At 71.8% G+C, this 21,697-nt stretch carries 21 protein-coding genes and 2 tRNA genes; 8 read left to right on the top strand and 15 right to left on the bottom strand.

Going from position 1 to position 21,697, the window contains the following annotated elements:
- The first annotated feature begins 128 nt into the window (after positions 1–128).
- Both ACH4S8_RS00915 and ACH4S8_RS00910 read left to right on the top strand, forming a co-directional pair.
- Positions 129–1,190, top strand: a complete 1,062-nt coding sequence (locus tag ACH4S8_RS00915) for a nitrous oxide reductase family maturation protein NosD (RefSeq protein WP_398389619.1) — start codon at positions 129–131, stop codon at positions 1,188–1,190.
- Positions 1,191–1,221: 31 nt separating this feature from the next.
- The gene (locus ACH4S8_RS00910; RefSeq protein WP_398389617.1) at positions 1,222–2,250 is read left to right on the top strand and encodes a methyltransferase; all 1,029 of its coding nucleotides are present in this window, start codon (positions 1,222–1,224) and stop codon (positions 2,248–2,250) included.
- Positions 2,251–2,336: 86 nt separating this feature from the next.
- On the opposite strand, the gene ACH4S8_RS00905 is transcribed toward ACH4S8_RS00910, so the two are convergent.
- The 7 genes from ACH4S8_RS00905 to ACH4S8_RS00875 all read right to left on the bottom strand — a co-directional run bounded on the left by ACH4S8_RS00905 (position 2,337) and on the right by ACH4S8_RS00875 (position 7,651).
- A complete protein-coding gene (locus ACH4S8_RS00905; protein WP_398389615.1) occupies positions 2,337–2,669 on the bottom strand; it encodes a TcmI family type II polyketide cyclase in 333 nt (110 codons plus the stop codon).
- Between the two features lie 31 nt (positions 2,670–2,700).
- A complete protein-coding gene (locus ACH4S8_RS00900; RefSeq protein WP_398389614.1) occupies positions 2,701–3,180 on the bottom strand; it encodes an SRPBCC family protein in 480 nt (159 codons plus the stop codon).
- Position 3,181: 1 nt separating this feature from the next.
- Positions 3,182–3,442 (bottom strand): phosphopantetheine-binding protein, encoded by a 261-nt coding sequence (locus ACH4S8_RS00895; RefSeq protein WP_037617929.1) that lies wholly within the window; start codon positions 3,440–3,442, stop codon positions 3,182–3,184.
- A 29-nt stretch (positions 3,443–3,471) separates the two neighbouring features.
- Positions 3,472–4,719, bottom strand: a complete 1,248-nt coding sequence (locus tag ACH4S8_RS00890) for a ketosynthase chain-length factor (protein ID WP_398389612.1) — start codon at positions 4,717–4,719, stop codon at positions 3,472–3,474.
- Entirely contained in the window at positions 4,716–5,984 is a 1,269-nt protein-coding gene (locus ACH4S8_RS00885; protein ID WP_398389610.1) for a beta-ketoacyl-[acyl-carrier-protein] synthase family protein, read from the bottom strand. The genes ACH4S8_RS00890 and ACH4S8_RS00885 overlap by 4 nt, the downstream gene beginning before the upstream one ends.
- The gene (locus ACH4S8_RS00880) at positions 5,981–6,463 is read right to left on the bottom strand and encodes a cupin domain-containing protein (protein ID WP_398389608.1); all 483 of its coding nucleotides are present in this window, start codon (positions 6,461–6,463) and stop codon (positions 5,981–5,983) included. Before ACH4S8_RS00880 ends, ACH4S8_RS00885 begins: the two co-directional genes overlap by 4 nt.
- A 66-nt stretch (positions 6,464–6,529) precedes the next feature.
- Positions 6,530–7,651, bottom strand: coding sequence for a SchA/CurD-like domain-containing protein (locus tag ACH4S8_RS00875; RefSeq protein ID WP_398389606.1), 1,122 nt, complete (start codon positions 7,649–7,651; stop codon positions 6,530–6,532).
- A gap of 233 nt (positions 7,652–7,884) precedes the next feature.
- Here ACH4S8_RS00875 and ACH4S8_RS00870 point away from each other — a divergent pair, with 233 nt between their 5' ends.
- Complete coding sequence (locus tag ACH4S8_RS00870) at positions 7,885–9,552, top strand: FAD-dependent oxidoreductase (RefSeq protein WP_398389605.1); 1,668 nt, start codon at positions 7,885–7,887, stop codon at positions 9,550–9,552.
- Between the two features lie 264 nt (positions 9,553–9,816).
- Positions 9,817–10,452 (top strand): hypothetical protein, encoded by a 636-nt coding sequence (locus ACH4S8_RS00865; RefSeq protein WP_398389603.1) that lies wholly within the window; start codon positions 9,817–9,819, stop codon positions 10,450–10,452.
- Between the two features lie 307 nt (positions 10,453–10,759).
- Here ACH4S8_RS00865 and ACH4S8_RS00860 read toward each other — a convergent pair whose 3' ends face one another.
- The 6 genes from ACH4S8_RS00860 to ACH4S8_RS00835 all read right to left on the bottom strand — a co-directional run bounded on the left by ACH4S8_RS00860 (position 10,760) and on the right by ACH4S8_RS00835 (position 16,063).
- Complete coding sequence (locus tag ACH4S8_RS00860; RefSeq protein WP_398389602.1) at positions 10,760–11,716, bottom strand: ADP-ribosylglycohydrolase family protein; 957 nt, start codon at positions 11,714–11,716, stop codon at positions 10,760–10,762.
- Complete coding sequence (locus tag ACH4S8_RS00855; protein WP_398389601.1) at positions 11,713–12,657, bottom strand: ATP-grasp domain-containing protein; 945 nt, start codon at positions 12,655–12,657, stop codon at positions 11,713–11,715. The genes ACH4S8_RS00860 and ACH4S8_RS00855 overlap by 4 nt, the downstream gene beginning before the upstream one ends.
- Positions 12,658–12,865: 208 nt before the next feature.
- A tRNA-Pro gene (locus ACH4S8_RS00850) sits at positions 12,866–12,939 on the bottom strand.
- A gap of 191 nt (positions 12,940–13,130) precedes the next feature.
- Positions 13,131–13,898: an NPP1 family protein gene (locus ACH4S8_RS00845; RefSeq protein WP_398389599.1), complete on the bottom strand. Its 768-nt coding sequence runs from the start codon at positions 13,896–13,898 to the stop codon at positions 13,131–13,133.
- A 210-nt stretch (positions 13,899–14,108) separates the two neighbouring features.
- The gene (locus ACH4S8_RS00840) at positions 14,109–15,203 is read right to left on the bottom strand and encodes a maleylacetate reductase (RefSeq protein ID WP_398389597.1); all 1,095 of its coding nucleotides are present in this window, start codon (positions 15,201–15,203) and stop codon (positions 14,109–14,111) included.
- Positions 15,200–16,063, bottom strand: a complete 864-nt coding sequence (locus ACH4S8_RS00835) for a dioxygenase (protein WP_398389595.1) — start codon at positions 16,061–16,063, stop codon at positions 15,200–15,202. Before ACH4S8_RS00835 ends, ACH4S8_RS00840 begins: the two co-directional genes overlap by 4 nt.
- A gap of 245 nt (positions 16,064–16,308) precedes the next feature.
- Here ACH4S8_RS00835 and ACH4S8_RS00830 point away from each other — a divergent pair, with 245 nt between their 5' ends.
- A complete protein-coding gene (locus ACH4S8_RS00830) occupies positions 16,309–16,845 on the top strand; it encodes an NUDIX hydrolase family protein (protein WP_398389593.1) in 537 nt (178 codons plus the stop codon).
- Between the two features lie 129 nt (positions 16,846–16,974).
- Here the strand turns inward: ACH4S8_RS00830 and ACH4S8_RS00825 are convergent, their stop codons facing one another.
- On the bottom strand, positions 16,975–17,661 hold the full coding sequence (locus ACH4S8_RS00825; RefSeq protein ID WP_398389591.1) for a 2-phosphosulfolactate phosphatase: 687 nt from the start codon (positions 17,659–17,661) through the stop codon (positions 16,975–16,977).
- Between the two features lie 204 nt (positions 17,662–17,865).
- Positions 17,866–17,939 (bottom strand) — tRNA-Pro (locus tag ACH4S8_RS00820).
- Positions 17,940–18,038: 99 nt separating this feature from the next.
- On the opposite strand from ACH4S8_RS00820, the gene ACH4S8_RS00815 reads away from it, so the two are divergent.
- The 3 genes from ACH4S8_RS00815 (at position 18,039) to ACH4S8_RS00805 (ending at position 21,676) form a co-directional block, all read left to right on the top strand.
- Positions 18,039–18,563, top strand: coding sequence for a DUF309 domain-containing protein (locus ACH4S8_RS00815; protein ID WP_398389589.1), 525 nt, complete (start codon positions 18,039–18,041; stop codon positions 18,561–18,563).
- Positions 18,564–18,665: 102 nt separating this feature from the next.
- Positions 18,666–19,436, top strand: coding sequence for a precorrin-6A synthase (deacetylating) (cobF, locus tag ACH4S8_RS00810; protein WP_398389587.1), 771 nt, complete (start codon positions 18,666–18,668; stop codon positions 19,434–19,436).
- A gap of 152 nt (positions 19,437–19,588) precedes the next feature.
- On the top strand, positions 19,589–21,676 hold the full coding sequence (locus ACH4S8_RS00805; protein WP_398389585.1) for an MDR family MFS transporter: 2,088 nt from the start codon (positions 19,589–19,591) through the stop codon (positions 21,674–21,676).
- Positions 21,677–21,697: the final 21 nt, after the last annotated feature.

The following is a 21,697-nucleotide window of genomic DNA, read 5'->3' as shown; positions in this document are numbered from 1 at the left end:
CGCCCCGGCCGGATCCTCCGGCCGGGGCGGCGCCGTCGCGGGGGTCTCCCGGCGCGTCACGGTGACGGAGCGGGCCACCTGGGCGAGCAGCGGTGGCGGGGCGGAACGCCCCTTCATAGCTTCGGCCCATGACCAGACAACAGATGGCCTACCTCGCGTGCACGGCGGTCGTCGTGGCGTCGGGCGTGGGCGCCGCCCTGCCCTCCGACCACCCGTCCGTGCACCTGGTACGGCCAGGTGAATCCATCCAGAAGGCCGTGGACTCGGCGCGAGCGGGTGACACCGTCGTCGTCTCCCCCGGCACCTATCGCGAGAGCGTCACCATCACGGTGAAGGATCTGACCCTGCGGGGCGCGAGCGCGAGGTCCACCGTCATCGTGCCGAACACGGCCGCCACCGACGCCTGCGCCAAGGCGGGCAACGGCATCTGTGTGACCGGGACCGACAGCAAGCGCCTCGGCGGCGTCACCGTCGCCTCCCTGACCGTCAGGGGCTTCTCCAAGCAGGGCCTGTGGGCGACCGGGACCGACAGGCTGACCGTGCGCGGGGTGACCGCCGAGAAGAACGGCCAGTGGGGCATCGCCGAGGAGCGGTCCGTCCGGACCAGATTCGTGCGCAACATCGCGAAGGACAACGGCGACGCCGGTGTCTTCCTCTCCAACACGGTCGCCACCGAGGAGGGCGCCCGCGACACCCGGGGAACGGTGGTCGCCCACAACCAGCTGAGCGGCAACCGGATCGGCATCACGGTGCGGCGGCTGCGCAACCTGACCGTCGCCCGCAACGACGCCACCGGCAACTGCACCGCGGTGTTCGTCGTCGGTGACGAGAACAAGCCGCGCGTCGGCGACCTGTCCGTGCGCGGCAACTACATCCACGCCAACAACAAGTCCTGCCCCAAGACCGCCCGGCTGCCCGCCCTCCAGGGCTCGGGGATCGTCCTGACCGGCGCGGAGGACACCCGGGTGACGCACAACAGGGTCGAGGACAACGTGGGCACCTCCCCGCTCTCGGGCGGCATCGTGCTGTTCAAGAGCTTCGTCGGCGCGCTCAGCGAGCGCAACGAGGTGCGCGACAACGTGCTGCTGCGCAACGGCCCGTCCGACCTCGCCAACCGCGACACCGCCGGCAAGGGCAACACGTTCCGGGGCAACTCCTGCAAGGTCTCCGAGCCCGCCGGCATGTGCTGAGCACAGCGCGACATCAGAATCGAGGCACTGAATGACAACGGTCGAACAGAGTCCCCCGCCGTCCTCGCAGCTGCGGGAACTCGTCTTCGGCGCGGCCCGCGCCGCCGCCGTACGCGCCGCCGCCCGGCTGGGTGTGGCGGACGCCCTGGACGACGTCCCCATGAGCGTGGAGGACCTGGCCTCCGCGGTGAAGACCCAGCCGGGCACCCTGCGCCGGCTGCTGCGCGCCCTGACCTGCCAGGGCGTGTTCACCGAGCGTCCCGACGGCACGTTCGCGCACACGGAGATGTCCCGGCTCCTGCGCGAGGACGATCCCAACAGCCTGCGCTACATCGCCCTGTGGTGCACCGAGCCGTGGACGTGGAACGTCTGGCCGAAGCTCGACGAGGCGGTCCGCACCGGCGGCAACGTCTTCGTGGACGTGTACGACAAGGAGTTCTTCCAGTACCTCAACGAGGACGCTCCCGAATCCGCGTACGTCTTCAACCGGGCCATGACGACGTCCAGTTCGCAGTCGGCGCAGGACGTGGCGAAGCTGCTGGACCTCAAGGGCGTGACGTCGGTCGCCGACATCGGCGGCGGCCAGGGTCACGTCGTGGCGAGTCTGCTGGAGAAGCACCCGGGCCTGCACGGCACCCTGCTCGACCTGCCGGGCGTGGTGGAGAACGCCGATCCGCGTCTGCGTGACGGCGGGGCGCTGGCCGGCCGGGTGCGGATCGTGGCCGGGGACTGCCGTGAGGACATCCCGGTCCAGGCGGACGTGTACATCATCAAGAACATCCTGGAGTGGGACGACGAGAGCACCCGCAGGGCGCTCGCGAACGTCCGCGCGGCGGCCCGGCCCGGTGCCCGGGTCGTCGTCATCGAGAACCTCGTGGACGACACCCCGTCGATGCGGTTCACGACGGCCATGGACCTGCTGCTGCTCCTCAACGTCGGCGGTGCCAAGCACACCCGGCAGAGCATGGTCGACCGGCTCACGGCCGCGGGCCTGGTCATCGGCGAGATCCGTCCGGTGAACCCCTATCTGCACGCCTTCGAGTGCACCGTCCCCGGCTGACCGGGCGGCGCACAGGACACGACCCGAGGCCGCCGGTTCCGCTTCGTCGCGGAGCCGGCGGCCTCGGGTCGTGTCACAGGGTCCGCTCAGGAGGCGGTGTCCCGCTCCCAGCGGTAGAAGCAGTGCGCCATGGCGTCCTTGGGGCTGCGCCATGTCTGCGGGTCGTACGCGCTGACGTACGCCGACAGTTCCTCGCTGATGCTCCGGAACTCGGGGTGCCCGGCCACCTTCGCGATGGCGGGACCCGGGTCCCGTTCCGATTCGATGAGGTGCAGGTACACGTCACCGAACTGGAAGAGGCTGCGCCGGTTGACCCCGATGAGGTGCGGGAGCTCACCCCGGTCGGAGGCGGCGAACACGTCGGAGATCGCCGGAGCCGAGTCGGGCGCCATGCGGGCGACGATCAGGGCGTGGTGCATCGGGTGTCCTTTCCTGTGCCGGTTCCGGCGGTCAGCGGGGCATCGCGGCGGGGCTGCGGCGCTCCCGGGCGGCCTGTTCGATCCGGTCCCGGATGAGGGCCATCTGGACGACGGAGTTGCGGTTGATGTTGTCCGTCATCCAGTCGTCGTCGACCGGGGCGTCGGGCTTCATCGCGAAGTCCTGCACCCAGCGCATGTGGGTGCCGGCCGGGGTCTCCTCGTACTCCCACCGGATGTTCATGTGCGCGAACGGTCCCGTCTCGACGCGGCGCGCCCGCACGGTCCGCCCGGGACGGTCGACGGTGCGCTGCGAGACCCAGCTCCACACCTTGCCGTTGTCGTCCGGGTGCATGGTGAGGCGGAAGGTGGTCGTGTCGCCGTCCCGGGTCAGGACTTCGAGGGACGCGTACTCGCTGAACAGCTGTGGCCAGTTCTCGATGTCGTTCGTGATGTCCCACACGAGGTCGAGCGGGGCGTCGATGACGATGCTGTTCTCGGTGTGTCCGGGCACTTCAGGCTCCAGCCTTGAGGGTGTCGTTGACGAGATCGAGGAACTCCCGCGGGGTCTTGCAGCGCTCCGCGTCGGGGGGCAGGGGCCGGCTGTACCGGTTCTCCAGTTCGCCGACGATGCCGAGCAGACCGAGCGAGTCGAGTCCGAGGGTGCCGAACGGCGCGTCGAAGGACTGCGCGAGTTCGAGGGGGTCGACGGTGATCCCGGCGGCCTTCTTCATGAGCGCGGCCAGTTCGTCGACGGTCACTTCGGTGGTGATCATGCGGTTGTTCTCCTCACGTGCGGCCCGGGCTACCGGGCGTGTTCGCCGCCGCGGCGCACGACCAGGGCCGCGTTGGACCCCATGAGTCCCCTGCTGAGGACCAGGGCCGTGCGCAGTTCGGCGGGGCGGGCGTTCGACGTCACCAGGTCGATGTCGTGGCAGATGTCGAACACGTTGGGGGTGGGAGGGACCTGGCCGTGTTCCATGGCGAGGACCGCGGCGGCGGTGTCCAGCAGGGGTGCCCCGCAGTAGGCCCGTCCGATGCCCGTCTTGGGTGCGGTGACGGGGACCCGGGTTCCGTGCGCGCCGAGGGCGTCGGCGATGGCCAGGGCTTCGGCGCGGTCGGCGGCCGGGACGCCCAGGGCGTCGGCGAAGACGACGTCGATCTCCTCCGGGGCGCAGCCGGCCTCGGCGAGGGCGCCCCGGATCGCGTGGGCGAGCCCTTCCCGGGACCGCTCCCACTGCGAGGCGCCGGTGAACGTGGCCGCGTGTCCGGCCACCAGGGCCCGGATCTCGGCCCCCCGCTCGCGCGCGCGCCGCTCGTCCTCCACGACGAGCATGGCACCGCCTTCCGCGGGCACGAAGCCGCAGGCTCCCTCGGTGAAGGGGCGGTAGGCGCGGCCGGGGTCCTCGACGGTGCTGAGTTCGGGGTAGCCGAGCTGGCAGACCATCGAGTACGGGGCGAGCGGCGCCTCCGCGGCGCCGACGAGCATCGCTCCGGTGCCGCGCCGTACGCCGCGGGCGGCGTGGGCGATGGCGTCCAGTCCCCCGGCCTCGTCGCTCGCGACGACTCCGCAGGGTCCCTTGAATCCGCCGCGGATGGAGATCTGGCCGGTGCTGGCGGCGTAGAACCAGGCGATGGACTGGTACGGGCCGACGAACTTGGAGCCCTGGCCCCACAGTTTCTGCAGTTCGCGCTGGCCGAACTCGCCGCCGCCGGATCCGGCGGCGGTGACCACGCCGACGTCGTACGCGTCCTCGGGGGCGCCCGCTCCGAGGCCCGCGTCGTCGAGGGCCAGGACGGTCGCGGCCATCGCGAAGTGGCTGAAGCGGTCGGTCTGGACGAGGAAGCGCTCCTCGATCAGGTCGGCGGCGTCGAAGGCCCGTACCTCGCCCGCGACGCGCAGCGGAAGGTGTCCGCAGCCCTCGCGGGTGATCCGGTCCAGGACGCCGAGGCCTTCCCTGACGGACTTCCAGTAGGCGTCGGCGCGCAGTCCGTTGGGGGCGATGACACCGATTCCGGTGATGGCCGCGTTCCGGGGGCGCTGAGTGCTCATCGTGTCCTCCCAGCCGGCTCGGTCAGGAGCACCGCGGACTGGAATCCGCCGAACCCGCTGCCGACGGAGAGCACGTTCCTGAGCTTCCGCGGGCGGGCGGTGCGCGGCACGTAGTCCAGGTCGCACTCGGGGTCGGGGGTCTCGTAGTTCGCCGTGGGCGGCACCACCTGGTGCTTCAGGGCGAGGACGCAGGCGACGACCTCGATCGCGCCGATCGCGCCCAGCGAGTGGCCCACCATGGATTTGATGGAGCTCATCGGCGTCCGGTGGGCGTGCTCGCCCAGGGAGCGTTTGACGGCGGCGGTCTCGTGCCGGTCGTTCTGCCGGGTGCCGGAGCCGTGCGCGTTGACGTAGTCGATGCGCGTGGGGTCGAGCCGGGCCTGGCCGAGCGTGCTGTCGATGGCCCGGGACATCTCCAGGCCCTCGCTGGTCAGACCGGTCATGTGGTAGGCGTTGCCGTAGGTGGCGTAGCCGCCGAGCTCGCAGTAGACGTGCGCGCCGCGGGCCCGGGCGTGTTCGTACTCCTCCAGGACCAGGACGGCCGCGCCCTCGCCCATGACGAAGCCGTTGCGGTTGGCGTCGAAGGGCCGGGAGGCGTGCTCGGCGTCGTCGTTGTCGGGCGACGTGGCCTTGATGGCGTCGAAGCAGGCCATCGTGATCGGGGATATGGGCGAGTCGGACGCCCCGGCTATGCAGACGTCGGCGCGGCCTTCCTCGATGGTGTGGAAGGCGTATCCGACGGCGTCGAGTCCGGAGGTGCATCCGGTGGAGACGGTCTGCACCGGTCCCTGCGCCCCGAACTGTTCGGCGACGACCGAGGCGAGCGTGCTGGGCGCGAACGCGAGATGGAGTTTCGGGTCGGCCGCGTGGTGGTCCACGTCCCACCGCCGGCCCGACTCGCTGACCTGGACGTAGTCGTGTTCCAGACGGGTGGTGCCGCCGACGGCGCTGCCCAGGGAGACCGCGACGCGCCAGGGGTCCTCCCGGCCCGTGTCGAGGCCGGAGTCGCGGACGGCTTCCCCGGCCGCGACCACGGCGAACTGGATGTACCGGTCGGCGTGTTCGATCAGCTCCGGGTCCAAACCGTGCGCGAGCGGGTCGAAGTCGCATTCGGCGGCTATGCGTGAGCGCAGGCCCGCCGGATCGAAGAGCGTTATCCCCCGGGTCGCGGTGCGGCCGCCTTCGAGGAGGTCCCAGAACGCCTTTGTCCCGATACCTCCAGGAGCGACCACACCGATGCCGGTGACGGCCACCCGCCGCGTCACTTTATGGCCCCGCTTCGTTCGGACGGCTGTCCGTGGTCCGGCGTGGACAGGTGGGGCACGGCCGTCATGAACTCGGGACTCGGCACGGTGTCGTCGGTGGCCTCCGTGTCGACGTGGCCGAGGCTCGGACGGGGGGCGAGCGGGCCGAGGTGGAAGACCATGCGGGCCTCCTCGTCGCCGACGTTGCGGAAGCGGTGCCGCATGTCGATGGGGATCAGCAGGCCCTGATCGGGCCGGAGCGCGAACGCCTCACCGTCCAGGTCCACTTCGAGGGCGCCGCTGACGACGTACACGAACTCCTCGGAGTACGGGTGGTAGTGCTCGCCGATGCGCTCGCCGGGCTGGATGATGGCCAGGCCCATGAAGCCGCTGGTGGACCCGGCCGTGGCGGGTGTGAGCAGGGCCCGGATGTCTCCTCCGCGTCTGCGGTTGGGCTCCGTCTCGCTCAGGTCCACGATGCGTGGATGGTGCTTGATCATGCTTGAACCTCCGGGTGTGGCGAGGACGTCGGATGGACGTCCGGGAACGCGGGCTGCGGCGGTCCGTCAGGCGGGACCCGAGCTCCGGTCGGTGATGGGCAGCATGTCGGCGTGCGACAGGAGGCGGTTGATGTTGCGTTCCGTCCCCAGGGAGCCCTCGACGCCGATCGCGGCGCCGTCGAGGAGACGCTCCAGCTCGGCCGCCTTCTTGGGGCCCTTGAGGCCGAGGGAGGCGACGGGGTCGAGATCGAGGTCGCCGGTGATGTCGATGAGCCGCACCACGATGTCGTCGCGCTGGAAGACGGTGCTGCTGTACACCGGGCTGTTCCTGTCGTCGGCCGCGGCCTCGTCCTGGTGGGCGAGCAGCCGGGCCAGTTCCATGCCGCAGCCCTTGCGGGCCGGGTAGAACAGCGCGTGCCGGGTCACCTTCGCGGGTTCCTCACCGCCGGAGACCACGTGGTGCACGGCGGGGAGCGCCGCCCGGGTGAAGAAGACCCGCGCGGATTCGGGGTCGCTCAGGTCCCGGTCCTGCTCCAGGTAGGGGTTGATGGCTTCCTCGACCGCCCGCACCTCGGGCTGGCGCGACACGTGGCGCAGTGCGGCGAGCAGGTCGCCCTCGACCTCCACGGCCCGCACGACGCGGTTGCCGTGCATGAAGAGCGAGGTGCGGCGCAGCCGGGTGGTGTCGTCGACCTGGGCCTGCGGCGACTGGTAGCCGGCCAGGATCTCCGCGACCTTCGACTCGGATCCGGGCTTGACGGTGAAGGTGAGGGCGTGGCGCGCCACTCCGGTGCCCACGCGGGCCTCGACCTGCCGGGGCCTGGCCGGCCGGGCGGTCTGCTGTTCGGCGGGGCTGGTCTCGCGCAGGATGCTGTAGCGCATCGACCGGGTGTCCCGGACGCAGCTGTGCATGGGCCGGACGGTTTCGACGTGCTCCTCGCTGTTCACCCAGGCCAGGAAGGGCGGGGCGCTCTCCCACTCGCTGGTGATGAGCCACTGCGAGGGGTTCTCGATCGACTGGCAGAGCTGGTCGCTGAGGTGACCGGGGACCGAGGCGACCTGGTTGCGCATGAGTTCGTAGGCGTCGAGGAACTGCTGCTGGGCGCCTTCGTACAGGTCGAGCAGCAGGATCACCCGCAGCTTCGAGCCGTCGAAGGCCGACTGCGCGATACGTCCCGAGTTGGACATTGCGGCACACCTCTCCTTTTCGTCACGGAAGTCAGGAACGACCGCGGTATCCGAAACGCCGGGGCCGCCATGAGCTGATCGTTGCCGGGTGCCCCGGACTGCGCGAGCCCCGCGGGTCAGGCGGGTGAACCGCGCGCCATCCGGGTGCCCCTGCCGCGCGAAGGGGCCCGTACCGGGCATGGAATCTGCATCCCATCCCTGACTCGCGTCCCCGGAGGCGCTGGAGGCAATCGATGAACCGATTCGAAGAGGCCGGCGAGAACGGTCTCCACACGCCTGTCCTCATCGTCGGCGGCTCACTGGTGGGCCTCTCGACCTCACTGTTCCTGGGGCGCCTCGGAGTGCCGCACGTCCTGGTCGAGAAGCACGCGGGCACCTCGATGCACCCGCGCGGGCGCGGCAACAACGTGCGCACCATGGAGATCTTCCGGGTGGCCGGCGTGCAGCGGCGCATCGAGGAGGCGGCGTCCGTCCTCGCGGACAACCACGGCATCCTGCAGACGCCGACCCTGGTGGGCGACGCCGGGGAGTGGCTGTTCAAGGAGATCGACCCCGGCGGCGGGCTGGCCCGCTTCAGCCCGGGGGCCTGGTGCCTGTGCAGCCAGAACGACCTCGAACCGGTGCTGCTGAGGAGCGCGCGGGAGCTGGGCGGCGATCTGCGGTTCTCGACCGAGCTGATGTCCTTCGAGCAGGACTCCGACGGGGTGACGGCGAAGGTCAAGAGCCGGGAGACCGGCGAGCACACGACGATCCTCGCGGACTACCTCGTCGCGGCGGACGGTCCGCGCAGCCCGATCCGCGACACGCTCCGCATCGGCCGGACGGGTCCGGGCGACCTGTTCCACAACGTGAGCCTGACGTTCACCTCGCGCGGTCTCGCGGAGGTCGTCGGCGACCGCCGGTTCATCGTCTGCTACCTGACCGATCCGGCGGCCGACGGGGCTCTGCTGCCCGTCGACAACAAGGAGCACTGGGTCTTCCACGCGCCCTGGCACCCCGAACACGGGGAAACCCTCGAGGAGTTCACCGACGAGCGCTGCGTGGAGCACATCCGGCGGGCCGTCGGCGTACCGGATCTCGATGTGGAGATCACCGGCCGGGCGGCCTGGCACGCGGCCGAGCGGGTCGCCGAACGGTACGCGCAGGGGCGGGTGTTCCTGGCCGGCGACTCGGCCCACGAGATGTCCCCGACCGGGGCGTTCGGCTCCAACACCGGTATCCAGGACGCCCACAACCTCGCCTGGAAGCTGTCCGCCGTGCTGGCCGGCTGGGCGGGCCCGGGACTGCTGAAGTCCTACGACGCCGAGCGCCGGCCGGTCGCGGAGGCGACGAGCGCGCGCGCCTCGTCGCGTTCGGTCGAGCACAGCCACCCCGGGTACACCCCGGAGCCCGGAGCCGGCGGGCAGGGCGGCCCCGGCGGCAGGAAGGGCGGGATCCTCAACGTGGCGCTCGCCTACCGTTACCCGCGGGGCGCGGTCCTGGGCGCCGACACGGCCGCTCCGGTCGTGCCCGAGGGCGTACGGCTGACGGGCGAGCCGGGAAGCCGGGCGCCGCACATGTGGCTGACCCGGGCCGGCTCCCGGATCTCCACCCTCGATCTGTACGAGCGGTCCATGGTGCTGCTGAGCTCGGCGGACGGCGCCGGTGCCTGGCACGCGGCGGCGAAGGACACGGCCCGGCAGTTGTCCGTCCCGGTCGACTCGTACCGGATCGGCGACGGCCCCGAGGCCGACCTGGTCCCGGCCGGCGACGCGGACTGGGCGCAGGTCCACGGCGTGAGCGCGGAGGGCGCGGTGCTCGTGCGCCCCGACGGCTTCGTCGCCTGGCGGTCCGAGGGGCCCTCCAAGGACCCCCGGACGACCCTGCGGAAGGCCTTGGCCACCCTGCTGGACCAGGCCTGATCCGCACCGCACGGGCGGCGGTCCGCGGCCGGCGGCAGAGTGCGGGGCCCGCCGCACCGGCGGCGCACGGAGGAGAAGAACCGGAGGCCGTATCGGAATCCCGATACGGCCTCCGGTCATGATTTCGGTGCCGACCCCGGTCACCCGCCTCGCACCGCCTCGGGAAGAGCCCTCCCCGGCCGACCTGGCTCCATGCGCCGTCCGTCGTGCGCGTGAGCCGATATTCCCCGGCGCTCCGGGCGAGGTGGCCGCGATACTGGGGCGGTGATCGTCATACACGCCGTGCTGGAGACCAGAGCCCTGCCCGACTTCTCGTTCTGGCCGGTCGCCGAGCAGCCGCCGTACCACCTCATGTCCTTGAGCGGTGCCCTGAGCCCCGACCGGATCGGCACCGCCATGGCCACCCTCGCCGACTACAACAGCCGCCGGGCCGACGTGAGGCAGGCCGGGCCGGCCGCCGCGTTCCTGAGCTCACTGCTGCACGAAGAGGGCTTCGTCGCCCCCGGCGGCCTGCGGGTCCAGGACACGGAAACCGGTACGGCCGTCACGCCCGGGTGCTGCTGCGGGCTGGAGGACTGGCGGGAGTGGCTGGAGATCGCCGACGGAGGGGAGACATGGCTCGGCCACGACCCCACTCCGTGGACCGAGCAGCTCGGCGAGACGGTTCTGCTGCGCCCGGACGACAGGACGCCTGAACCCGTGATCGAGATTCCCCGAGCGGAGCTCACCCGGCTGCTGCTCCGCGTGCAGCAGGACCTCGCCGACTTCCTCCTGCTGGTCTCGGCCTGGGCCGCCCGGCACGCCCCTGAGTCGGCCGAGGCCGTGGTCGAGGCGTTCGACCGGTCCCTGGCGATCACCGCACCCTTGCGAACGGCCCGCGTCCGACGGCCGGCTTCCTGACTCGTCACCGCATCGCCCTCGACTCGACGCTGCCGGTCCGGCGCCGCCGCGCGGCACTGCGGACCTGTCTCACGCTGCACGCCCCGTACGGCTTCCGGGCCCAGCCTTCGGTGTCCCGTTCGACCGGTCACGGATTCATCGACATGTGCCGCGCCTGCGGGGCGGTGCCGCGCTCCTGCACGTGCGGCCGAATCCACCGTCCGCGTCCCCGGGAGAACACCCCGCGGCTGTCACCGACGAGCTGTTCACCGGCCGGACAGGACGGCAAGTGCCACCGCTTCACAGGGGTGTTGACGCACGCGGGTGGTCAGGGCGACGGAGTGGCCGTTGAAGACCACTTCCCCAGGCGGTGTGCGAGGTGGAGCAGATCCGCCAGGTGCAGTACTCGCCCGTCGAATCCGGGGAGGGGAACGTGGAGGGGCCGGGTCCAGTGGGCGGGGATCGCTTCCAGGCCGTAGTACGCCCCCGCGAGGCCCCCGGTCACCGCGGCGACGGTGTCCGTGTCACCGCCGAGGTCGATCGCGGCGCGCAGCGCGTCCTCGAAGCCGGTGGTGGTACGAAGGGCCCATACGGCGGAGCCCAGGCAGGGCCAGACGGCGCCGTTGAACTCGGTCGCCCGATCGGGGTGCCAGTCGGGCGCGAGGACCGTCGCGTAGCGCACGCGGTGGTCGGGATGGACGAGGGCGAGGACGTCCGGGAGCGCGGCGAGGGGGTCGGTGCCTTCGAGCACGACACGGATGAGTTCGTGGAAGATCGCGGTGCCTTCCCAGGCCGCGCGGTCGCCGTGGGTGAGGGCGGCGATGCGGCGGGCCGCGTCCATGGTGGCCTCCCGGCCCGCGGGAGCGAAGTGGACCGCGGACGTCGACGCCCGCATCAAGGAGCCGTTTCCGGCGGCTCGCCGGTTGACCTGGAAGTGGACCGCGGCGGCGAGGTCCCAGGTCATGCCGTTGGTGAGGACGTCCTCGGTCTGCAGGCCGATGTCCTTGGGTTCCGACGCCGCCCACCGCTGAAAGCGGGCGAAGATGTCCGGCGGATCCAGTCCGCCCCGCTCCAGCAGGGACTCCGCGACCAGGACGGCCATCTGCGTGTCGTCGGTGGCCTCCCCCGGGTCCCAGCCGCCGCCTCCGCTCATCTCGTCACCGGCGCCCGGCACGGGAAACCGTGCGGTGAACACTCCCGGGAGGCCGAACTCGAAGGGGGCGCCCAACGCGTCACCCACCGCCGAGCCGACGACCGCGCCGGCGACCCGCTGGATCCGCTTCATCCGCTCTTTCCATGCGGGCTGTCCGCGCTCAGGGTGTCGGCCGCCGTCCGAGGCATGAACTGTTCCCGCGCAGGCGGCCTCTCCTCCCGGACGTCGGGCGCTTCGGCCGGGGCGGATACCGTGCGCAGGAATACGCGGTCGTCGGGAGCGACCAGGTCCCGTGGGCCGGCGGCCCGCAGAACGACCTCCAGGACGCGGTCGGGATCGGCCGCGTAGCCATGGGCGAACCAGGGCATGTTCGCCTCGACCACCGCCCACCGTTCGCCACCGGTGTCGGGATCCTGGCTGAGGCCGACGTCGACGGCCACGGCGCCGGGCAGCGAGCCCCGCCGGCTGCGCAGGAGCAGATCGGTGAACGCGCGGACCTCCCGCTCGTGGGCGTCGTCCTCCAGTGCCGCGACGTCGAGCCGCCCGAAACGGGCATAGCGGCTGCCCGTGACGATGCGCCCGTCGAGGACGAACAGCCGGTACTCGACGGCGAAGGTCACCACCTCCGAGACCAGCACCGGGGTGTCGGGGCCGATCCGCTCGCCTTGCCGCGGCAGCCGGGTGCCGTCTGGGTAGACGGCCGCGGGGAACTGCTTGTCGCTCGGTGGTTTGACGAACAGCGGGCGACTCGCGGTCCACGCCTGCGAGAGCGTGGTCAGCGTGATGCGTCGGCCGGTGAACTCCTCGGGCAGCTCGGCGAGCCAGGCGTCGGCCGGCTCCAGCAGCGCCAGGCCCAGCCGGGCGGCGACCCGGTCCGCCGCCAGCGGCCCGCCGTACCAGTGCACGGCGCGCCCGGCCAGGGCATCCACCACGTCCGGGCCGTCCAGTACGACGTGCTCCAGACCGCGCCTCCGCGCCGCTTCCGCGAGGAGCAGTGCGGTGCTGGTCTCCTGGGCCGTGGTGAGGAACACCGGCCGCAGCGCCGTCGCCGTCGCCGTCTCCGTCTCGGTCATCGCCGTCCCTCTCCAACATGGCCGGCCACCCACCGTAGCCACTCCTCGACCGCCGGGACCAGCGGATATCCACCACGGCGGCGGACCGCCCACCCCGCGCCCTTCACGACGGCGCAGGGTGCGGGAGTCAGTTCCCCGGAACGCCGGAGGCCGCTTCCCCGTGAACGAGGAAACGGCCTCTTATCTGCGACAACGGGGCGAACCCCGGTCGGGACGACAGGATTTGAACCTGCGACCCCTTGACCCCCAGTCAAGTGCGCTACCAAGCTGCGCCACGTCCCGATGCGTCTCACTCGCGGTTGCCCGCGTGTTCGCGCACCCGAACCTTACCGCACGTCGGTGGACGACCGCACACACACGGTCATCGCCGCAGCGCAACGGGGGTCATCGCCGCAGCGCAGAAGGGGTTGGTGCCGGACGGAACGGAGGCTCGGCGCCGGGCGCGACGCACGGGGTCGGTGTCCCGGGGCCGGTCAGGCGTTGGGGTCGAAGGCGATGCCGGCCGGCTTCGCCTTCGCCAGGTGGGAGTTGAAGCTGTCGTCCCTGAGGCCGAAGTGGGCGCTGCCGAAGTCGTACGAGGTCAGCTTGTCGCGGAGTCCGGCGGGGTAGCCGTTCCAGCCGACCAGGGTCGGGAACTGCCAGGTGTGGTGGGCGTTCTCCGGCGGCTCGTCGTTGGTGTTGGCGGGCCGGAAGCAGTGCGTGCCGATGCCGTCCTTGTGGTAGACGACCTTGGGGTGGGTTCCGTCCCAGCGGATCCGGTCCCGGTCGTAGATGTTGAAGTTGCCGTGCGCCGACGTGGAGACGTACTTGGCCTCGTTGTCCTGGACCCACACCACGACGTGTTCCCAGTCGTTGCGGTGCCCGCCGAGGCCGCTGCCGACGACGGCCTGGTCCTTCTCCATGTAGAGGCCGTAGATGATGGCGCACCAGCCGTTGTTGCACTTCTCCCGGGAGTACCCGTTGGTGTTGTCGAGGTCCCAGGGGTCGTGACAGTGGCCGTTCAGGGCCCCGGAGGGCTTGAGGCCGGGGTTGACGGTCCCGTCGGGGCCGATGGCGGGGGTCGGGTAACAGCCGTCGGTGTCGTAGTCGAAGGCCGGCTGGAACGTGCTCTCCAGCGCGTCCGCGTTCCCGGGCAAGGCCGCGGGCGGGTCGGCGAGGGCGCTGCCCGGGAAGGCGACGACCAGCGCGACGGCGCTGCCGAGGACGAGCGAGACCTTGCGGGTCCGCGAGCTTGATGTCACTGCTTTCCTCCAGATCGACCGCTGCGTGGGGGCAGGGCAGACCAGGCGGTCATCTTGGCATGCCCAGATCAGACTTCCGGGCGGGCGGGAAAAGCGCCAGAGGCGGCGGGTCTCGGAGCGGTGAAGGATTCACCGACAGGGAGGAAAGGGCAGCCGACCGAAGGGCTCCGCACCGCGCGCGGAGCCCGACTCCCTTGTCCCACCGCCTGGTTACGCGTCCTCGGCGCGCGGCTCCCAGCCTTCGTACGCGGCCGTCAGCAGCCCGAGGACACCGTTCGCGGTGACCTCGCGGGGGTTGGGGTAGGACTCGGCGGCCACCTGGGCCGCCGCACGGGCCAAGTCGGCCTCCTTCAGGCCGAGTTCGGCCAGGGTGCGGGGAGCACCGAGGCGCCGCGCGAGCTCCTGGAGGGCGCGGGGGGCGTCGGGGGCGTCCAGGGCCCGCGCCAGGACGGCCATCGCCTCGGGCGCGGCGGACGCGTTGTGGGCGAGGGTGTACGGAAGGACCACGGTGTGGGTCTCGGCGTGCGGCAGACCGAAAGTGCCGCCGAGGACATGGCACAGCTTGTGGTGCAGGCCCATGGTCGTCGCGCCGAGGCAGGAACCGCAGAGCCAGGCGCCGTACAGGGCCCGGCCGCGCGCCCACGCGTCACCGGGGTCCGCGGCCACGCCGGGAAGCGCGCCGGCCATCGCCCGTACGCCCTCCTCCGCCATGAGGGACACGAGCGGGGAGGCATCGGGGGCGTACAGCGCCTCGGCCGCGTGCGCGAGGGCGTTGACCCCGCTGGTCACCGAGAGCGGGACCGGGAGGCCGAGGGTGAGGTCGGGGTCGTAGACGACACAGCGCGGCTGTACGGAGGAGTCGCGCCCGGTGCGTTTGACGCCCCGCTCGGTCAGGCCCCACACGGACGTCATCTCGGAGCCCGAGTAGGTGGAGGGCACGGCGATCAGCGGCAGGCCGGTGCGCAGCGCGATCGCCTTGCCGAGGCCGATCGCGGATCCGCCGCCGACGGCGACACACCCGTCGGCGCCCGCGGCGCGGGCCACCTCGACGGCCCGGTCGGCGACCTCGACGGGCACGTGCATCCGGGCGCCGTCGTGCACCCCCACACAGCTGTCGCCGAGCGCGTCGGCCACCGAGCGGGCGGCCTCCGCACCCCGGCCGCCGCACACCACGAGCACCCGGTGCAGCCCGAGCCGCGCGGCCTCCCCCGGCGTCGCGGTCACCGAGGCACCGGACCGGAAGACGACCCGGACGGGCCGGGTCTCGTGGGTGAAGTCGAGCGGGGCGCTCGGCGGGGTCGTCATGCGGGCTCCAGTACGAGGTCGAAGCGGGCGTGCCTGAAGGGGTTCGGGACGCCGAACTCGCGTGCCAGGGAAGGGTCGTCGGTCTCGGCGAAGTCCTGGACGAGACTGCTCTTCACGGCGAAGACGGCGTCGGAGTCCAGGTAGGGGCTGCCCGCCACGAAGATGTGCGTGGTGACGGGGGCGTGGCCCTCGGCCGAGACGATGAAGTGAATGTGGGCGGGGCGCCAGGGGTGGCGGCCGGCGGCCCCGAGCAGGGCGCCGACCGGACCGTCCGTGGGAATCGGGTACGGGCTCGGTACGCAGGTGCGGAAGCGGAAGCGGCCCTCGGCGTCCGCGGTGAACAGCCCGCGGCCGTTGCCGGGCGGCTGGACGTCCGGCCGCTGGACGTCGTAGAAGCCCTCGCCGTCCGCCTGCCACACGTCGAGGACCGCGCCCGGCAGCGGACTACCGTCCCGGGACAGCACCCGGCCGCTGACCACACACGGCTCGCCGGTGCCCACCAGGTCGACGGTCGCGCCGAGTTCCCGCGCCGGCGACCGGGTCATGTGGAACGGTCCGAGGACCGTCGACTCCGTCGCACCCGGGCCGCCGTGCCCGTTCAGGGCCTCCACCAGCATGGACACGCCGAGCACGTCCGACAGGAGGATGAACTCCTGCCGGGTGTCCGTGCACATGTGCCCGGTCTCCGCGAGGAAGGCCATGGCGCTCTCCCACTCCCCCGTCGTCGGCCGCGTCTCGCGGACGAAGGCGTGCAGATGGCGGGTGAGCGCGCCGAGCAGCTCGCGCAGCCTCGGATCGGCCGCGCCCGCGAAGCTGTCGACGACCGCGTCGGTGATCTCGGTGGTGCGTTCCCTGGCCATGCCGCTCCCGTGGTCCAGCCCGTCGTCCGCCGGTCGTCCCGTTGATCGTCCCGCCGGTCGTGCACCAGGCTACGAGGCCGGCGGGGCGCTCCGCCCGGAGTCCGCGGACCTCCGCGCCACGCCCGGCCTCCCGGGGCCGAAACGTCGCGGCCGAAGCCGAAGAACACACAATGACCCTTTCCGTGAGTCATCGTTGACCTGGAGCATCACGCCCGCACCGGACGCACGGAAAGTATGATCAAGCAATGTCTGACTTGACCGATACCACGCCCGGCTGGCTGTCCCGCGACGATCTGGAATCGGCCCGCGCCCGCATGCCGATCCTGTACGTCGAGGCCGTTCCGGTGCGCGTCGACGACAGCGGCGAAGTCACCCACATCGGGCTCCTGCTCGGCATCGGTCCGGACGGGACGGTCACCCGCTCCCTCGTCTCGGGCCGGGTGCTGCACCACGAACGGGTCCGCGACGCCCTGCTGCGCCATCTGGAGAAGGACCTCGGCCCGGTGGCCCTCCCCCGGATCCCGGCCTCCCTGCAGCCCTTCACCGTCGCCGAGTACTTCCCGACGCTGGGGGTCACGCCGTTCCACGACCCGCGCCAGCACGCGGTGTCCCTGGCGTACATCGTGCCGGTCACGGGCGACTGCCGCCCCCGTCAGGATGCCCTGGACCTGGTGTGGTTCAGCCCGGAGGAGGCCGCGTCCCCCGTGGTCACGGACGACATGCCGGGCGGTCACGGTGTACTGCTGCGGCAGGCGCTGGCGCACGTCGGACGGATCGCCTGAGGCGGGTGCCGGTGCGAGGCCCCCGGACATCGAGGGCGGGAGCGATCCCGCCCGCAGCGGCGGCCGGGGCGCCCGCTCACTCCTCGTCGCCCGCCTCCCGGCGCGCCGGGAGGCGGACCGCACCGGCGGTCAGACCGCCGCGGCCGCGGCATGCGGGCGCAGGACCATGAGCGAGTCCTCCGCGGCCGCCACCATGGCGAAGGGGAAACGGTCGAGCTCCAAGCAGAGCGCGACGTCATCGGGATGAACTCCTTGACGCACGCCCGTCGCCAGCTCGGCCGCGGCGCGCGACCCGGCGGCACGGCGGAGGAACCCGGCCGCGTCCGTCCCGGCCTCGCCGGCCCTCCGGGCGATGTACTGGGCGCACGCCAGATCCTCGTCGGCTCGCCCGTCCTCGCCGGTGACCACGAACGTGACGCTGTCGCACCCGCGTGCCCGCAGGAGCCGCGCCGTCGCCTCCGCCACCACGAAGGCGGCGCACAGCACCAGCGACGCGTCCTTGACCGCGAGGGCGCCGACCGTCCCCGCCGTGGTCTTCTGCACCACGGTCCGTCCGCCGAGGTCGAGGGACCGCAGCAGGCCCGGTGAGTTGACGGTGTCGAAGCCGGGCGCGGGCGGACCGTCCTTGAGCGCCACCCAGTCCGGGTGGCGGGCCTTGAGCGCCAGGACCTCGTCCGGCGACTCGGCGAGAACGATCTTCTCCGCCCCCTGGGCGAAGGCCCAGGCGGCCACCGTGAAGGCGCGCATGACGTCGACCACGACCGCCACGGACGGGGTTTCGGCCAGCTCGGCGATGCCGAGGAAACGGGCGTCCATCCGGTCATGATCGCGCGGATCCGACCCGGAACACCGGGCGAGTGACCCGCATCACATCGACGGACCCGGGGATCCGGGCCGAGGCCCGCGGGCGCCCCACAACCGTGCGGGCCGGGGGCGTCCGGCGTCGGCCACGTCTCCCGGAACAACGGAAAAGGCCGTTCCCGCATCTGCGGAAACGGCCTGCGACCTGCGTCGAGCAAGTCGGGACGACAGGATTTGAACCTGCGACCCCTTGACCCCCAGTCAAGTGCGCTACCAAGCTGCGCCACGTCCCGGTGCCTTCACCCGCGGTGACCCGCGTGATCGTGCGAACAGAACTTTACCCCACGCCGGGCGCTGCTCCGCCGGGGGACGGGGCGCGCGACAATCGGCGTATGACCGGGACACCGAAGACGCGACGGGCCGACGGACGCGACCGGGACGCCGAGGGACGGGCTCGCAACGCCCGGCCCCGCGACGGACTGGGGCGCCCGCTGCCCTACGGCGCGGCCGGGGTGGAGCGGGCGCCGGAGGGCGTCGTGCGCCGTCCCGAGGAGACGGTCGCCGAGGCGCAGGCGCTGCTGGACGCGGGCAGGCCGTTCCACGCGCACGAGGTGTTCGAGGACGCCTGGAAGTCCGGTCCCCAGGACGAGCGCGGGCTCTGGCGGGGGCTGGCCCAGCTCGCTGTGGGACTCACCCACGCGGCGCGGGGCAACGTGACGGGCGGGGCACGGCTGCTGCGGCGGGGAGCCGGGGCGGTCGAGGAGTGGACGGCGCAGACGGGACGGCTCGGGCCGTACGGCCTGGACCTCGCGGACATCACCGGCTGGGCACGGGAGTTGGCGGCCGTCGTGGAGCGCGACGGCGGACGGATCGACGCGGCGGAGGCGGCGCCACGGCTGCGGGGCCGGACCGCCTGACGAGGGCGTGCCGCCGGCTCCCGAGCAGGCACGCGTTCCGGTGACGCTCGCGCACCGACGGGCGGTGCGTCCACTGTCAGTGGCGTACGGCAGACTCCCGGTGTGCGAAAGATTCATGTCATCGGCATCGGAGCGGGCGACCCCGATCAGCTCACGCTGCAGGCGGTCAAGGCGCTGAGGAGCACGGACGTGTTCTTCATCCTGGACAAGGGCGAGGTGAAGTCGGACCTCGTCCGACTGCGCCGCGACATCCTCGACGCGCACGTACCCGAGGGGGCGTACCGCCTGGTCGAGGCACGGGACCCGGACCGGGACCGGACCGCGGGCGGCTCGGCGTACTCGCCCGCCGTCGGGGACTGGCGCAGCGCCCGCGCCGCCATCTACGAACGGCTGATCGCCGAGGAGCTGGGCGAGGACGAGAGCGGCGCGTTCCTCGTGTGGGGCGATCCGGCCCTGTACGACAGCACGCTCGGCATCCTGGAGGAGATCCTGGACCGGGGCGCGGTGACGTTCTCGTACGACGTGATACCGGGGATCAGCAGTGTCTCGGCGCTCGTCGCCCGGCACCGCACGGGGTTGAACCGGGTCGCGCGGCCCGTGCAGATCACCACCGGGCGGCGCCTGGCCGAGGGCTTCCCGGACGGGGTGGACGACGTGGTCGTGATGCTCGACGCCCATCAGACGTTCCGGCGGTACGCGGACGAGGACATCGACATCTACTGGGGCGCCTACATCGGCACACCCGACGAGATCCTCGCCTCCGGTCCGCTGGCGGAGGCCGCCCCCCGCATCGAGCGGCTCCGCGCAGAGGCCCGGGAGCGCAAGGGATGGATCATGGACACCTATCTGCTGCGGAGGAATCCGGGAGGCTGAGCAGGGGCCGGGGGCCGGGAACACGCCGGGGGACCACGAGCGGGGCCGGGAAGCCGGGATCGCGCCGCGAAGCCGGGAACGGGCCGGCCGGCCCGTCCACCGGGCGGATCGCCCCGCATGCACCGGGAGCCCACCGGTGTGAGGGTGGCGATGTGACGATCACGGAGGACACCGCGCCGGCCCCGGCGGGGGCGCCCGGACCGCCGGTGCTGGACAGCCGCCGCCGCAACGTCGTCTTCGCGACGATCTCGCTGGGTCTGCTGCTCGCCGCCCTGGACCAGACGATCGTGGGCACCGCGCTGCCGACGATCGTGTCGGATCTGGGCGGCGCCGCGCACATGTCCTGGGTGGTGACCTCGTACCTGCTGGCGGAGACCGTGGCCACGGTGCTCGTCGGCAAGTTCGGCGACCTGTTCGGCCGCAAGGTGGTCTTCCAGGCGTCGGCGATCATCTTCATCACGGGGTCGTTCCTGTGCGGGCTCGCCACGAACATGTCGCTGCTGATCGCCTGGCGGGGTCTGCAGGGCGTCGGCGCGGGCGGTCTGATGGTGACCTCCATGGCGCTGATCGCCGATGTCATCCCGCTGCGCGAGCGGGGCAAGTACCAGGGTGCGATCGGTGCCGTCTTCGGTGTGGCCACGGTCATCGGGCCGCTGCTCGGCGGCCTGTTCACGGACCATCTGACCTGGCGCTGGGCGTTCTACATCAACGTGCCCCTCGCGATCCTCGTGGTGATCACGGCGGCGCGCACCATTCCCGTGGTCAAGTCGGCGACCCGGCCGGTCATCGACTATCTGGGCATCGCCCTGGTCGCGGTGGGGGCCAGCGCCCTGATCCTGGCGACGAGTTGGGGCGGCAACGAGTACGCCTGGGGATCGCCGGTCATCATCGGCCTGTTCGTCGGCGGTCTGGTCGCGCTCGGTCTGTTCTGTCTGGTGGAGACGCGTGCCGCCGAACCGATGCTGCCGATGCGGCTGTTCTCCAACCCGGTCTTCTCGGTCTGCTCGGTCCTCAGTTTCATCGTGGGCTTCGCGATGCTCGGCGCGATGACGTATCTGCCGACCTATCTGCAGTACGTCGACGGGAACTCGGCCACCGTCTCCGGGGTGCGCACGCTGCCGCTGGTCATGGGGCTGCTCATCGCGTCGGTCTTCAGCGGCAACGTGGTCAGCAAGACCGGGCAGTACCGGATCTTCCCCATCGTCGGCTCCCTCGTGATGGCCGTCGGGCTCTATCTGATGTCGCGCATGGGGCCGGGCACCGGGGCGTGGCTGGAATCCCTGTACATGTTCGTGCTCGGCACCGGGATCGGACTGTGCATGCAGGTACTGACGATCGCGGTGCAGAACACCGTCGAGTACACCGACCTCGGCACCGCGACGTCCGGGGTCACCTTCTTCCGTACGCTGGGCAGTTCGTTCGGCACGGCCGTCTTCGGCACGATCTACACCAACGCGCTGAAGCCCAACCTGGCCGAAGGGGTCAGGGCCGCCGCCGAGACGGGTGCGGCCCCGCCCGCCGTCATCGCCCGGGCGGCGCAGAGCCCGGAGGGGCTGCACAAACTGCCTCCGAGAGCTGCCGCGCCCATCGTCGACGCGTACGCCGACACCATTCACACGGTGTTCCTGTGGACGGTCCCGGTCGCGGTGCTCGGCTTCGTCGTGGCCCTGTTCCTCAAGCAGGTGGAGCTGCGCGACAGCGCGCGCATGGGGTCGACGGACATGGGCGAGGGGTTCGCGTCGCCGTCCACCGCGGACTCCCGCAGGCTGCTGGAGGCCGCGGTCGGGAAGATCATCGGCACCACGGAGATGAACACCGCGCGCCGGATCGTGCTGGACTCCGACACCCGGCTGGATGTGGCGGGCGCCTGGGCCGTGATGCAGGTGGAGCTGTTCACCCGCATGGTCGGTCACGCCAACCTCGCGCTGATCGCCGCCCGGCGCCGGCTGCCGCCCGAGGTGCTTCTCCCGGTCTTCGACCGCATGGTCGAGGAGGGCTATCTGACCCGGCACGGATCACTGTTCTCGCACACGACGGCGGGCGAACGCGAGGCACGGGTGATCAGTGAGGCCTGGGGCCGCTGGCTCGCCGCACGGGTGGAACGGGACCTCGGCCGCCCGTCGGGCACGGAACTGCGCGCCGCCGTCGACACCATCGCCAAGCGGCTGCTCGTCGAGGACCTGACACAGGGTCTGCAGCCCGACCGGCCCCCGGAGCTGACCTCGGCCACCACGGGCTGACCGGCGCCGCGCCGCCGAGGC

Origin of the sequence: Streptomyces sp. NPDC021080, from assembly GCF_044333225.1 — a bacterium.
GTDB lineage: Bacteria > Actinomycetota > Actinomycetes > Streptomycetales > Streptomycetaceae > Streptomyces.
Note: the sequence above shows the minus strand (reverse complement) of the source record. Positions and strands in the feature narration are given on the sequence as shown.